The sequence below is a fragment of the Exiguobacterium sp. s166 genome, assembly GCF_018618855.1.
In the GTDB taxonomy this organism is placed as follows: domain Bacteria; phylum Bacillota; class Bacilli; order Exiguobacteriales; family Exiguobacteriaceae; genus Exiguobacterium_A.
In genome coordinates, this window is the sequence record NZ_JACSMU010000003.1 from 305,102 (window position 1) to 317,403 (window position 12,302).

At 50.5% G+C, this 12,302-nt stretch carries 14 protein-coding genes; 6 read left to right on the forward strand and 8 right to left on the reverse strand.

The annotated features are described in order from the left end of the window. Positions 1-145 precede the first annotated feature (145 nt). Positions 146-1,189 (forward strand): Fic family protein, encoded by a 1,044-nt coding sequence (locus KNP93_RS09505; RefSeq protein ID WP_371819904.1) that lies wholly within the window; start codon positions 146-148, stop codon positions 1,187-1,189. Between the two features lie 103 nt (positions 1,190-1,292). Here KNP93_RS09505 and KNP93_RS09510 read toward each other — a convergent pair whose 3' ends face one another. Genes KNP93_RS09510 through KNP93_RS09520 form a run of 3 tightly spaced genes read right to left on the reverse strand, consistent with a single transcriptional unit; the run spans position 1,293 to position 3,016 of the window. Then, entirely contained in the window at positions 1,293-1,757 is a 465-nt protein-coding gene (locus KNP93_RS09510; RefSeq protein WP_214854869.1) for an NUDIX domain-containing protein, read from the reverse strand. Continuing rightward, complete coding sequence (locus KNP93_RS09515; protein ID WP_214854871.1) at positions 1,757-2,338, reverse strand: YdeI/OmpD-associated family protein; 582 nt, start codon at positions 2,336-2,338, stop codon at positions 1,757-1,759. The genes KNP93_RS09510 and KNP93_RS09515 overlap by 1 nt, the downstream gene beginning before the upstream one ends. A gap of 15 nt (positions 2,339-2,353) precedes the next feature. Next, positions 2,354-3,016 (reverse strand): Type 1 glutamine amidotransferase-like domain-containing protein, encoded by a 663-nt coding sequence (locus KNP93_RS09520; protein ID WP_214854873.1) that lies wholly within the window; start codon positions 3,014-3,016, stop codon positions 2,354-2,356. 276 nt (positions 3,017-3,292) lie between these two features. Here KNP93_RS09520 and KNP93_RS09525 point away from each other — a divergent pair, with 276 nt between their 5' ends. Genes KNP93_RS09525 through KNP93_RS09535 form a run of 3 tightly spaced genes read left to right on the forward strand, consistent with a single transcriptional unit; the run spans position 3,293 to position 5,881 of the window. Next, positions 3,293-4,300, forward strand: a complete 1,008-nt coding sequence (locus KNP93_RS09525) for an ROK family transcriptional regulator (protein ID WP_214854875.1) — start codon at positions 3,293-3,295, stop codon at positions 4,298-4,300. After that, the gene (locus tag KNP93_RS09530; protein WP_214854877.1) at positions 4,297-5,475 is read left to right on the forward strand and encodes an MFS transporter; all 1,179 of its coding nucleotides are present in this window, start codon (positions 4,297-4,299) and stop codon (positions 5,473-5,475) included. Before KNP93_RS09525 ends, KNP93_RS09530 begins: the two co-directional genes overlap by 4 nt. A 25-nt stretch (positions 5,476-5,500) precedes the next feature. Beyond that, entirely contained in the window at positions 5,501-5,881 is a 381-nt protein-coding gene (locus tag KNP93_RS09535; protein WP_131972818.1) for a VOC family protein, read from the forward strand. 91 nt (positions 5,882-5,972) lie between these two features. On the opposite strand, the gene KNP93_RS09540 is transcribed toward KNP93_RS09535, so the two are convergent. The 4 genes from KNP93_RS09540 to KNP93_RS09555 form a co-directional block, all read right to left on the reverse strand. Next, positions 5,973-6,914: a sensor domain-containing protein gene (locus KNP93_RS09540; protein ID WP_131972819.1), complete on the reverse strand. Its 942-nt coding sequence runs from the start codon at positions 6,912-6,914 to the stop codon at positions 5,973-5,975. Between the two features lie 186 nt (positions 6,915-7,100). Continuing rightward, a complete protein-coding gene (locus KNP93_RS09545; protein WP_188004257.1) occupies positions 7,101-8,081 on the reverse strand; it encodes a FecCD family ABC transporter permease in 981 nt (326 codons plus the stop codon). Continuing rightward, positions 8,082-9,074, reverse strand: a complete 993-nt coding sequence (locus KNP93_RS09550) for a FecCD family ABC transporter permease (protein ID WP_188004256.1) — start codon at positions 9,072-9,074, stop codon at positions 8,082-8,084. Positions 9,075-9,129: 55 nt separating this feature from the next. Continuing rightward, positions 9,130-10,059 (reverse strand): ABC transporter substrate-binding protein, encoded by a 930-nt coding sequence (locus KNP93_RS09555; protein WP_131972822.1) that lies wholly within the window; start codon positions 10,057-10,059, stop codon positions 9,130-9,132. A 169-nt stretch (positions 10,060-10,228) separates the two neighbouring features. Between KNP93_RS09555 and KNP93_RS09560 the strand changes: the two genes are divergently transcribed. Next, complete coding sequence (locus tag KNP93_RS09560) at positions 10,229-10,990, forward strand: arylamine N-acetyltransferase family protein (protein ID WP_251138746.1); 762 nt, start codon at positions 10,229-10,231, stop codon at positions 10,988-10,990. 14 nt (positions 10,991-11,004) lie between these two features. After that, on the forward strand, positions 11,005-11,484 hold the full coding sequence (locus KNP93_RS09565) for an NUDIX hydrolase (protein ID WP_131972824.1): 480 nt from the start codon (positions 11,005-11,007) through the stop codon (positions 11,482-11,484). Positions 11,485-11,547: 63 nt separating this feature from the next. On the opposite strand, the gene KNP93_RS09570 is transcribed toward KNP93_RS09565, so the two are convergent. Next, positions 11,548-12,258: a DUF554 domain-containing protein gene (locus KNP93_RS09570; protein WP_188004255.1), complete on the reverse strand. Its 711-nt coding sequence runs from the start codon at positions 12,256-12,258 to the stop codon at positions 11,548-11,550. Positions 12,259-12,302 lie beyond the last annotated feature (44 nt).

A 12,302-nucleotide genomic window follows, 5' to 3' on the forward strand; every position in this document is an offset into this window, starting at 1 on the left:
ACATACTCATTTCACCCTAAAATGAGCATGTTTATTCTTTTTGAACATATTTAAATACGTTATACTTTAATTAAACATACTCATTTCTCTAACAAATGAATATGTTTAGCTATCAATGAGTCTATTAACGAAAGAGGCGCTATCTGTGCGAAACTATACGTATCGTTATTTAAATACCATTGCACTGCCGATGGAAACAGTCCGCTTAATCAGTCGGATTAATGAATATAAAGGGAAACAAGATTTATATAAACAACAAGTACCACAAATTCTTAACACACTACGTGATGTTGCCGTCATCCAGTCGACAAAAGCATCGAACGCGATTGAAGGAATTTTCGTCACAGAAAGCCGCCTCCATACCATCATGTCGAAATCAGCCGATCCTGCCGACCGTTCAGAGGCGGAAATTGCCGGTTACCGAGATGTATTGAATTTGATTCATGCTTCAGCACGAGATATCCCGATCAATGCGAACGTCTTATTACAACTTCATAAGGAGCTTTATAAATTCGTTCCCGTCGAGGGTGGACGATGGAAGAATGTCGATAACGAAATCAGTGAATCCTTTCCTGACGGGACACGACGAACACGTTTCGTTCCGGTGCCGGCATTCGAGACTCCTGCCTCAGTCCAGGCATTATGCGATAGTTTGCGTGAGCGGCGACAACAGGAAGACGTTGATTCGCTCATCTTGACGAGTCTCTTCGTCCTCGATTTTTTGTCCATTCATCCATTCAATGATGGAAATGCTCGGATGTCACGCTTATTAACGCTTTTAATGCTTTATCAAGATGGCTTTGAGGTAGGACGGTACATTAGTCTTGAAAAGATCGTCGAGTCGCGTAAAGAAGATTATTATGAATCGCTTCGACTATCCTCTATCCACTGGCATCAGAATCAGCAAGATCCTTTCCCGTGGGTCAACTATCTGTTGAGCACAATCCTTGCCGCGTATAAGGAACTCGAGGACCGGGTCGGACTGATTACGACCGGCAATCAAAATAAGGCGGGACGAATTCGCCAATTTGTCGAAAGCCGCATTACACCGTTCAATAAAGCAGATGTCCGAAACGCCTGTCCTGATGTTAGCGAGGCAACGATTAATCGAATTCTACGTGAACTTCGGGATGAAGGGCTTATCAAACCATCAGGACGTGGACGTGGAGCAAAATGGATCAAAAGATAACCTTGATCTTTCAACTCGTCCTAGGATTCTAAAAATGAAAAAGCATCGAGTACACGTGACAATTCCGAATACCTGATGCTTTTTATTTTTCTAGGTATTAGATTCAGAGGTGTTCATCCTTATACTTTAATCCTTCCCTCACCGCCCAGGCCTGATGGGCATGAAACAAATCGTCGACTTCGTGAAGGTCACGGGAGACCAGACAATGGTTTTCTTCAACCGGATCCTGCATCCGCTCGAGTAACGTCATCTCAAAAAAGAACGCGTCGTTGAGAATCGCTTTCCCGTCTGGTGTCAGCACGTACTGCTCGGCACGGCCGATTGGCGCATCGATTTGAATCGTAAACCCGGTCTCTTCGAGCAACTCCCTGTGAAGTGCTTGCTCCGCTGTTTCTCCCCGCTCGATTCCCCCACCCGGCAACAAAAGATTGTTCCATTTAGTCTCGACGGTTAAAAATGTCTGCTGTCGTTGATCGTATGCGATGCCATAGACACTTTGCTTATACTGGTAGTGTCGTCCCTTCAGTTTCACACCAAAAGTCGGTTTTTCCTGTTCAGAATCCATCATCAGTCATCTCCTTTATAGTCTCCCGTCAATTTCCCTCCGTCGTCATAGCGACCAAACAGTCGCCGTTGCGCCGTATAGTTCAAAAACTTGGTCAGACGTTTTTCATACTCCGCGCTGTCTCGCTTGCAGTCCTGGATATAACTGATCCTGACACGGATGTAGAGCTCCGGCAACGTCCGGAAAAATTGATAGGTGTCCGGATCTTTTTTCAGTTCCGTGATGATGATGTGATCAATTTCAAACGGTACTGTCAAGTCAGGTGTCACCTTTATCCCTTGTTCTCGCATCTTTCCGAGTGCCATCAGTCGACGAACCCGTTCTTTATTCAGTTCGGTCCAGTGACTGTTTGTCCGACGCGGTGTAAATCGCTGAAGCAGACGGTCCCCGTCCTTCTTTTTAATCCCGTCAATCCAACCAAAACAAAGTGCTTCTTCGACGGTTTCGATATAATCCAACTGATATTTTTCTGCATCTTTTTTATCAAATACGAGCCAAACTTCGGTCTCTGTCAGATGATGGTTTTCCAGCCAACTCCGCCATTGCCCGATATGTTCGACGTACAATTGTGTCGTGATCTCCACTGGTCTCACCTCAGTTCAATTAAATCGTTTCCAATTCCCTTCCGAAATGACTTCGATGACCCCGTCAATGACCTGAATCGCCGTTTGATCATCAATCGCATAGGATGGTCCTGTGAGATCAGCCGCCCATTTGACGGCTTCGTCCAATGTATTTTCCGGTAACAGTTCGTGATCAAGGTGCGGGAAAATCGAAAATTCAACTAATCCAAGGGTTTCATCTGTCGTTGTATGAGGTGCTGTCCACTCCACGAACGCATGACCAATCCTTGGTGTCAGCACCATACTGCCGGCACTCAATCCGACGTAGACTGCTTTTAGCGAAGGCAATCGGTCGGCAAGTCCCGACTTTTTCATCCAGTAGTTTAAAAATAAGGGATCACCGCCATTTACCAACAACACATCGGCCTGTTCGACAAGCGGCACCCAAAGTGATTCATCCAGACTGGGCAGTGCAGTCAATTCGAGAACACCGACCGACTGAAATCCTAATTCACACATCGGAGTGGAACCCGTTCCTGTGATGAACGAGTATGAGTGGTACGGTCCTTCTTTCATTCCGTAGACGGCTGTCGGAATGCAGAGGGCATGTGCTTCCTCAATCGGTTTTCCGAGTAGATCGACGAGCGCCCGACGTTGACTGTCATTTTGAATGCCGCCTGAAGTCAGCAATAATTTCATAAGAACCCTTCTTTCTGCTTAAAATATCGAACCAAGCTGTGATTTTGTATATTTCTCCATTTTCAAAAGATTTCCCTGCCGATCATCCAGCCCCTTTCAGCCGTGCGGGTCATGCGTGCAAGAACTTTGGCAGCCGTTACCTACATCATGCTCCTCTTGATTCGCGTACGACAAACAACTTAAGTTTTTAAAAGCATTTGCTTTTTAAACCTCTGCTTGCTACACTCAATCCGAGCACTTATTAAAATATTTTAAGAAGTAAACAGGAGGTGCCTCATGGCCGGTATGAACACGGACTTATTAACCCAGTTGCGGCAAGCCCTCTTATTCGAACGGCTTCAGACGATTCCGGAACTGAGCCGGACGCTCTCGACGAGTTTCCCGACAGTCAAAAAACATTTGGATATTCTAATCGAGAACGGTGAGGTCGCCGAAGAGGATTCGGATGTATCGAGCGGCGGACGTCCGGCTAAACGCTATCGGTCCCGGGCCGATCACACTCACGGATTGGCGCTGTATCTCGAACTCGATGCCATCGGTTACCGGATCTTCGACGCTGTCGGTACATTGCTGACGAACGGAACGGAAGCCGTTCCCCGCAAGCACCCGCACGTTCCGGCTCTCGTCCGCCTGATTCACCGGTTGCTTGCGCAAGATCCACGCATCACTTTTTTAAGTATCGGGGTGGCGGCGTCGGTCGAAAACGGGCAAGTCTTTTTCGCACCGGATTATCCGTCTTTGCAACAGGTCGATCTGAAACAGACGCTTGAATCCGAGTTCCATTTGCCGGTCGTCGTCGAAAACGATATGAATGCCGCCGTCGTCGGCTTTCACGAAGCCTATCAGCAGCGGCAACAATCGTTGATTTATTTGTACTTAGGAAAAAACGGACCCGGTTCCGGGATTTTGATCAACGGACAACTCGTCCGCGGCAGCAGTCACTTTGCCGGTGAGATTTCACTTGTCCCGCAGTATGACAAGGCGACGTTCGGACAACGGATCGCCGAACGAAACGACGTCCTGAACGCAGATACGATCGATGCGATCAGCCGGTTGACGACGACATTCGCCGCGACACTGAATCCTCACCTGTTGATTTTTAACAATACGGAAGTGACTGCGTCGGATTTGGAACAAATCCGGACAACGACAGCCCGCTATATCCCGGAAGCCCATATTCCCCGGCTCGTCCGGAGTAACTGGGAAACCGATTATCTGAACGGCTTGACACGTCTCGGATTACAACTTCAGACAGAACAACCAATAAAGGGGACATCAACATGAGTGGAGTCTGGTTACTCAGCATCATCTATCTTGCCTTCATCAGTTTAGGATTACCGGATTCGTTACTCGGCGTCGCCTGGCCCGTCATGCGGACAGAGTTCGGGGCTGATCTCGAAGTCGCCGGCTGGCTGTTCATGACGATTGCCGGCGGAACGATCATCTCGAGTCTGTTCAGCGGCAAGATTCTCAACCGGTTTGAGACGAGTCATGTCACCGCCTTTTGTGCCGCAGTCACGGCTGGCAGCCTGCTCGGATTTTATTTTGCCCCTTCATTGCTCTGGCTGTTCCTGCTTGCGATTCCGCTCGGTCTCGGTGCCGGCGTCGTCGACGCGGCACTCAATCATTTTGTCGCGACCCGTTACAAAGCGCACCATATGAACTGGCTTCACTGCTTTTGGGGCGTCGGTGCAACGACCGGACCGTTGATCATGGCAGCGATGATGAGCGAATCGGGCGACTGGCGCAGCGGATATCTGATCGTCGCTCTGGTCCAGTTCGGTCTTGCCTTGCTGCTCGTCTTAAGCGTTCCGCTTTGGAAACAGGCACCGGTCGCAATTGCAGCACCGCCTGAAGAACAGTCCTTACACGGAACACAGGCGAAGCGTTTGACCGGTCTCCCGTTCGCGTTAGCCTCGTTTGTTCTCTATTGCGGTGCTGAAGCACTGATCGGTTTATGGGGCAGCAGTTATCTCGTCCAGGTCAAATCTTTTTCCGTCGAAACAGCGGCCACCTGGATTTCCGTCTATTACGGCAGCATCACCGTCGGCCGGTTTTTGAGTGGCTTTTTATCGCTCCGGATGACGAACCGCCAGTTGATTCGGTTGGGGCAAGGGACGGCTCTGCTCGGCAGTCTGCTGTTCTTCCTGCCGCTCGACGGTTTGATGCTGACCGGATTTATCCTGATCGGACTCGGACTCGCGCCGATTTATCCGGCCATGTTACATGAGACGCCGGTCCGGTTCGGCCAGGATGCGGCGAAACGGCTGATGGGGGTTCAGATGGCCTTCGCCTACAGCGGCAGTACGTTTTTGCCGCCGTTGTTCGGTGTTCTCGCCTCGTTCCTGACGTTACAGCTGTTCCCGGTGACAGGTTTCCTGATGATTCTGTTCCTGTTGCTCTGTTCCGAACGGCTGAACCGTGTCCTTGCGAAACGGGCATTGTCCCGCGCTTCCTAAATCACTGAAAAAGGAGTCTCCTCTCATGAAAATTGAACATATCGCCATCTGGGTCAAGGATCTTGAACGGACGAAACACTTTTACGAAACGTACTTCGAGGCGCAGGCCAATGCGTTGTACCATAATCCGCTCAAAGGATTTTCGTCCTACTTTCTCCACTTTAAGTCAGGTCCACGGCTCGAATTGATGCACCGGACGGATATCGACCACGATGCCCCGCGCGACCGGTTCGGTTATGCCCACATTGCTTTTTCGCTCGGCAGCCGCTTCGCTGTCGATCAACTGACGGCACGGCTCGAGCGGGACGGCTATACCCGGCTTGACGGCCCGCGTCTGACAGGCGACGGTTACTACGAAAGTGTCTTTCTTGATCCGGAAGGACTGACGATTGAATTGACCGTCTGACGCCAATTCAAAAACACCATGCTGTTTCGTACGCTTCCGGTCAAGGAGACGTCGAACTTCATGGTGTTTTCTTTTGTATGTGTTCGGCCAATCATTCTGTAAACAGTTTGTACCTGTTTTTTCCTGATGATTTTGCTTCGTATAACGCGATATCCGCTTGGCGGAGCAGCGTTTTCAGACTGATGTCAGCGTCTTTGTAGGCGACGATTCCGATGCTGGTCGACAGTTCATATGTGTCCCACGTACTCAACCGGACAAGAATTTCATCTGCTTGATCGATCAATGCTTGCTGAGAATCAAAGTGCGTAAACCGAATGACAAATTCGTCTCCGCCCAAGCGGACGGCATAGGCTTCTTTTTGTCCTGCAATCAGTGTCTTCAATCGTCTTGCGACCTCCTGCAGAACAGCGTCCCCGGCATCGTGCCCGTACAGATCGTTGACATTTTTGAAGCCGTCCAAATCAAGGAAGAACAAAGCGCCTTCCGTCTGAGGATGTTGGTCGAATTGATGTGTCAAATACCGCCGATTGTACAGATCCGTCAACATGTCACGCCAGGCAAACCGCTCGAGTTCCAGATAATACGAAAACAGGCGGACGATCCGTTGCAGTAACTCGATACTCTTGCTCTCGAACAAACTGACTTCATCATTGATGGCGCACAATGTACCGAACTTTTCTCCGTTCGCAAGCGAAATCGGAATCCCTAAATAGGACTGAACATTCGCCCCTTCCAGTACTTCCCTCATGCCGTCGAGACTGCGGTCTTTTGTGACATCTTCGTATATAAGCGGTTGTTTCGTTTGAAAATCGATTCGTTGGCAGAGCGAGTAATTCAAATCAATGACCATTCCTTCTGTGACCGGCATCCGGGTCTGCTCTTCGGACAGTTTAATGATCAATTGCTCGGTCTCATTGATGGCTGATAAATAAAACAGCTGTTCCGGCAGAATCTCTTTTGCAAGATCCAGTAAATCATCTGCTAAATCATCAAATTTCGTGTACATTTTCAGTTCTTCAAAGTGTATGTTCATTCAGCACCTCGACACGTCATAGTTTTTAAACACTTCGTCTGAGTTTTTTTATAGACAGCATCTGCTAATCTATTTCATTTTACCATATATCGGATATTGATTTACTGTTCAACTCAAAAAAACACCGCCTTGTCGCACAGTCTCTCAACAGAGAAACGGGTACAAGGCAGTGTGTTTTGGTCGCATTCACGCGCGGTTTTTCCGCAGCAGATACAAGAAGTACGGTACACCAATGATTGCTGTGATCAATCCGGCCGGAATTTCAAGCGGCGGATGAATCCCGCGCCCAATCGCATCGGCGACGACCAACAGTCCGCCGCCGACGAGGACGGCCATCGGAATCAACAGGTGGTGCCGGTGACCGATCAAACGTCGGGCCATATGCGGGGCAACGAGTCCAAGGAACCCGATTGATCCGACCATCGCGACGGCGACACCAGCGAGAACAACAGCAAGCGCGAGAAAGACATACCGGGTTCGTTTCATCCGTAACCCGAGACCGATCGCCGCGTCTTCACTGAGTGACAGAATATCGAGTTGCCGGTGTCCAGACCAGATGGCGAGTCCGAGAATCAGAAAGACCGGCGCCAGGACATACACTTCCGTCCAGCCTTTGCCGAACAGACTGCCGGCAAGCCAAACGAGTGAATCATTCGTCTGGAGCGGAAACTTGATCAACAGATATTCCGTTCCCGACGCACAAATCGCACTGACGGCGATGCCGAGCAAAGCAAAGGAACTGTGTTGCAGCTTGCCGTGATCGGCAAGTAGCATCAGGGCAATCATCACGAGTGCCGCTCCACCCATCGCTGCAAGCGGCGTCAAAACGAGCGGACCGTCCGGAAGTAACGCAATTGTCAAAACGGTAAACAAGGCCGCTCCGTTCGTCACGCCGATGACGTCCGGGGAGACGAGCGGATTCCGGATGATCGCCTGCAACAAAACACCGGATAGGGCAAAACAACCGCCGGCGAGTAACGCGAGAAGTGTCCGCGGCAACCGGTAGTTCAAGACGATGAAGGCACTTCCGTCTCCTTGCAAGGCTGCGACGATTTCACCCGGTTTCAAGTAGACGGAACCGACGCCGAGCAACAGAAAACTGAGCACAGTGACAAGGAGCGACATGAGGACGAGACCAAGCCATGGTTGTTGACGGAGTCTGTTCATTTACGCCACCCCTTTCGTCTGACGTTTCGCTAAATACAAGAAGAACGGCGCCCCGAGTAATGCCGTCACGATCCCGACCGGTGATTCATAGGGATAAGCGATGAACCGGGCGAGGACATCGGCAGACGTCAGCAACAGTCCGCCGCATAACGCGGACACCGGCAGGACATACCGGTAATCCTCGCCGACCAGGCGCCGGACGATGTGCGGGACCATCAGACCGATGAAGCCGATGGCTCCGGCGACGGCAACCGTCACACCGGCCAGCAAGACAACAGCGACGGCTGCCAGCATCCGGATTCGGGTGATGTTTTGCCCCAGTCCGACGGCGACGTCCTGACCGAGTTGGAAAATGGCCAGCGATTTGGCCAGGCTGAAGGCTAAGATCAAGCCGATAATCGACCACGGCACAATCAACCGGACTTCAAGCCAGCCGCTGTCACTGATCGAACCGGATAACCAGTACAAGACATTCGTGATCCGGTCATTGAACAAAATCAACCCTTTCGTCAAAGATGTCAGCAACAAGTGGATCGCCATCCCGACGAGGGCCAGTTTCAGACTCGTCATACCGCGGACGGACGCAAATGAAAAAACGAGCAACCCGCCAATCATTGCACCAAAGAAAGCGAAGTACACGAGATTGGCCGTCCCGAGCGCCGGGAACAGCAATAACGCGAGAACCACGAACAACGAGGCTCCGGCGTTGACACCAAATACCTGCGGCGAGGCGAGCGGATTCCGGGTGACCGCCTGCATCAATGCTCCGGCGACGGCTAGGTTTGCCCCGAGTATCAGTCCCAGTACTAATCGTGGTAATCGAAGTGTCGTCAGGACCAATGTTTCTTTTGACAAATCACCGGATGACCATTCCCGGATGGCTTCGAGCGGCCGGATCGTCGTCACGCCGAGAAACAGACTGAGATAGGAGCTGAGTCCAATCAGCACAATAAGTAGAACGAGCAAACGGATCAATCGTGTTTTCCGAATCATCAACGGCTTCCCCTTTCATCAACAAAAGCCAGATTGCTCTGGCTCGTGTCGTCGTTTACGATTTTTTCGGATACAGCAGTTGAATCGCTTCGTCGACGATTTGTTCCGCTGCGTCCAGTCCGCGGTAACGGGTCCACAAGTCACGATTGACTTCGTAGACTTCACCTTTTTTCACAGCCGTGATTTGATTCCAGAGCGGATTCTTTTTCCACTCGTTGAGCAGTTTCGGGTCGGCTTCCGCCATGAAGATGACGTCCGGATCCCATTTGACAATCTGCTCCAGCGTAATCGTCACGGTTGGTTCTACTGTTTTCGTGATGGCATTATCGATGCCGAGTTTTTCAAGCAGTTCCCCGTCAAACGATGTCTCTCCGTGTGCCGTCAATGAATCGGACCGGAAGACACCGACCATGATTTTGCGTTGATCGTCCGGATCGACTTTTTGTTTGGCAACTGCGAGTCGCTTGTCATGCAATTTCAGACGTTGCTCCATTTGATCGGTCTGCCCGACGGCTTCCGCGATGCTCTTGAATGATGCAAGGTTTTCCTGATAGGTCGCATTCCGGCTTTTTAAGATGATCGTCGGTGCGATTTGCTGCAATTGTTTGTAGATGCCTTTATGCCGGTTGAAATCTCCGATGATCAAGTCCGGTTTCAGCGAGCTGATGACTTCGAGATTCGGTTGCTGGCGTGTCCCGACTTCCGTAAAGGAAATCTTCTTATCGAGCAGCCCCGATACATCATCCTTGTTTTCCTGTGCGATGCCGACCGGTTCAATACCCAGTTCGTCGAGCGCGTCGACGAACGAGAACTCAAGGGCCACGATCCGTTTCGGATGGTCCGGCACGTTCGTTGTTCCTGCTTCATGCGTGACAGCGTGCGTCTTTTTCGTCGTCTCTTCTTTCGCTTGTCCGGCACACGCCGCAAGCATCAGACAACTCATTACTAAAAGCGCTAATGCGCCGGTCATTCGTTTTCGTAACATGAGGAGCCTCCTTCTTCATCCGGAATGAGAATCATTCTTAATTAATCCTGTTTCAGCATAACAAAGTTCATCACGAAACAAAAGACCAAATCTTATTTTCAGATAACATGTATCCTGTCATGAACAGGAATATGCGATAATGGAATCATCGATTAAAGGAGGAATTGTCTTGTCTACATTTATTAAAGACGTAGCCGGCCGGATCCATTATCCGCTCGGCCATACGTTAACATTTGCCGATTTACCCGCGCTGCTTGAAGCCTTTGCCTATCACCTGCCGTTTGACAATGCAGCGGTTCTTGAAAAAGAGTCGGTTCCGTTTGACCAGAACCGACTACGACAGACCTTCATCGAACGTCAGGCGGGCGGTGTCTGCTATGATCTCAACCATTTGCTGTACGAAGTGTTACGAATCAAAGGGTTTGACGTTTCACTTCTCAAGGCGACCGTCTTCGATCAGGAAAATGACGTCTGGTCCGCGACCGGTCCGACCCACGTCGCCGTCCTGCTGTCGCACCAGGAGCAGACCTATCTCGTCGATACGGGATTCGGTGTCAATCTCGCCCTACGCCCGATTCCTCTGACCGGAGAAACAATCACATCACCGAGCGGCAACTACCGGATTGCCCCGAACGGCGCCGGTTATCAGCTGGAGATGTTACGGACCGGTCAGGATGACGAGTTTGTCATCGGGTACCATTTCTACACGCAACAGACGATTGAACCGGCTGCTCTATCTGACATGGAACAGATCATCCAGGAGCATCAGGCTTCCCCCTTCAACAAACGCAGTCTGCTCGCCATCCGTAAGGCCGATGGACACTGTATTCTGACACGACAGGCGTTGACGACCTGGACCGACGGTAAGAAAACGATTCAACCGGTAACATCCGACGACCAGTACGCGGCCTTTAAACACGACTTCTTTTAAGGAGATGAGGAGACTTGTATCGCTATACACTCTGTTTGATTCGCAAGAACGATCAGTGGTTGCTGCTGAACCGGCAAAAACAACCGGCGATGGGGATGTGGAACGGGGTCGGCGGTAAAATCGAAGCCGGTGAGTCACCGGCGGAATCCGTCACCCGGGAAACGTTTGAAGAAACCGGTCTGACTCTGACCGATGTCCAGTTTTCGGGGACGATTCTTTTGCAGGCGGACGAGACGGTCGGGATTTATTTGTTCCTTGCCGAACTTCCGCCTGATCAGCTCCTCGTGACACCGCTCGCGACCCGGGAAGGCATTCTCGACTGGAAACAACTCGACTGGATCCTCGACCCGGACAATACCGGTGTCATCAGTAATCTGAAGACTTACCTGCCGCACGTCTTAAAACAGACGACACCACAGCTCCACACGTTTCACTATGACGGGCACCGGCTGCTTGAGCACCATATTTCTGAACTGGAACAAACCATCCGTTAAAAAAGACATCCGTTTGCCTGCTGCTGACCGAAATCAACAGTGCAAACGGATGTCTTTTAAGTTTCAGTTAAAACCAAGCAGTTCCAAACCGGTCACGATCAATCCGACCATTACGATTCCGGGTAACAAGTTCGCGACCCGGATTTTGGTGATGCCGGCTAGATTCAAGCCGATTGCTAAAATCATCACACCGCCGGTCGCCGTCATCTCCACGATGAATTGCTGAAGGATAGCGTCCGGAACAAATTGCGTAATCGCCACTGCGCTGAGAGCAATTGCTCCTTGATAAACGAGAACCGGAATCGCCGAAAAGATGACGCCGATCCCGAGAGTCGAGCTGAGGACAAGTGCCGTGAAGCCGTCAATCAATCCTTTTGTATAGAGGACGTCATGGTCCTGACGTAAACCGCCGTCAAGCGCCCCGAGTACGCCCATTGCTCCGATGACGAAAATCAACGTGGCTGTGACGAAACCTTCTGCGATATTCGATGGATGACCCCGTCCGATTTTTAGTTCAAGCCATTCGCCAACTCGGTTCAGCTTTTCATCAATTCGTAACCATTCACCGATTGCCCCGCCTAAGACGAGACTGCCGATGACGATCAGGAAGTTCTCACTCTTCAGCCCCATCTGAACACCAAGCACGACGACAGCGAGTCCGATTGCCTGAACAACCGTTTCCTTCGTCCGTTCGGGAATTTTATGAAACAGCAGACCGAGTAATGTACCGATGACGATTAATCCTGTATTGACAAGTGTGCCGGTTAAGACCATCCTGCGTCCTCTTTTCTAAGTAATCATATTTACATATGGTATTT

Bases quoted from the DNA above. Each gene is read 5' to 3' on its own strand.
- KNP93_RS09510 (WP_214854869.1), bottom strand. From the start codon at position 1,757: ATGATGGATTCTGAACAGGAAAAACCGACTTTTGGTGTGAAACTGAAG.
- KNP93_RS09520 (WP_214854873.1), bottom strand. From the start codon at position 3,016: ATGAAATTATTGCTGACTTCAGGCGGCATTCAAAATGACAGTCAACGT.
- KNP93_RS09525 (WP_214854875.1), top strand. From the start codon at position 3,293: ATGGCCGGTATGAACACGGACTTATTAACCCAGTTGCGGCAAGCCCTC.
- KNP93_RS09530 (WP_214854877.1), top strand. From the start codon at position 4,297: ATGAGTGGAGTCTGGTTACTCAGCATCATCTATCTTGCCTTCATCAGT.
- KNP93_RS09535 (WP_131972818.1), top strand. From the start codon at position 5,501: ATGAAAATTGAACATATCGCCATCTGGGTCAAGGATCTTGAACGGACG.
- KNP93_RS09540 (WP_131972819.1), bottom strand. From the start codon at position 6,914: ATGAACATACACTTTGAAGAACTGAAAATGTACACGAAATTTGATGAT.
- KNP93_RS09545 (WP_188004257.1), bottom strand. From the start codon at position 8,081: ATGAACAGACTCCGTCAACAACCATGGCTTGGTCTCGTCCTCATGTCG.
- KNP93_RS09550 (WP_188004256.1), bottom strand. From the start codon at position 9,074: ATGATTCGGAAAACACGATTGATCCGTTTGCTCGTTCTACTTATTGTG.
- KNP93_RS09555 (WP_131972822.1), bottom strand. From the start codon at position 10,059: ATGTTACGAAAACGAATGACCGGCGCATTAGCGCTTTTAGTAATGAGT.
- KNP93_RS09570 (WP_188004255.1), bottom strand. From the start codon at position 12,258: ATGGTCTTAACCGGCACACTTGTCAATACAGGATTAATCGTCATCGGT.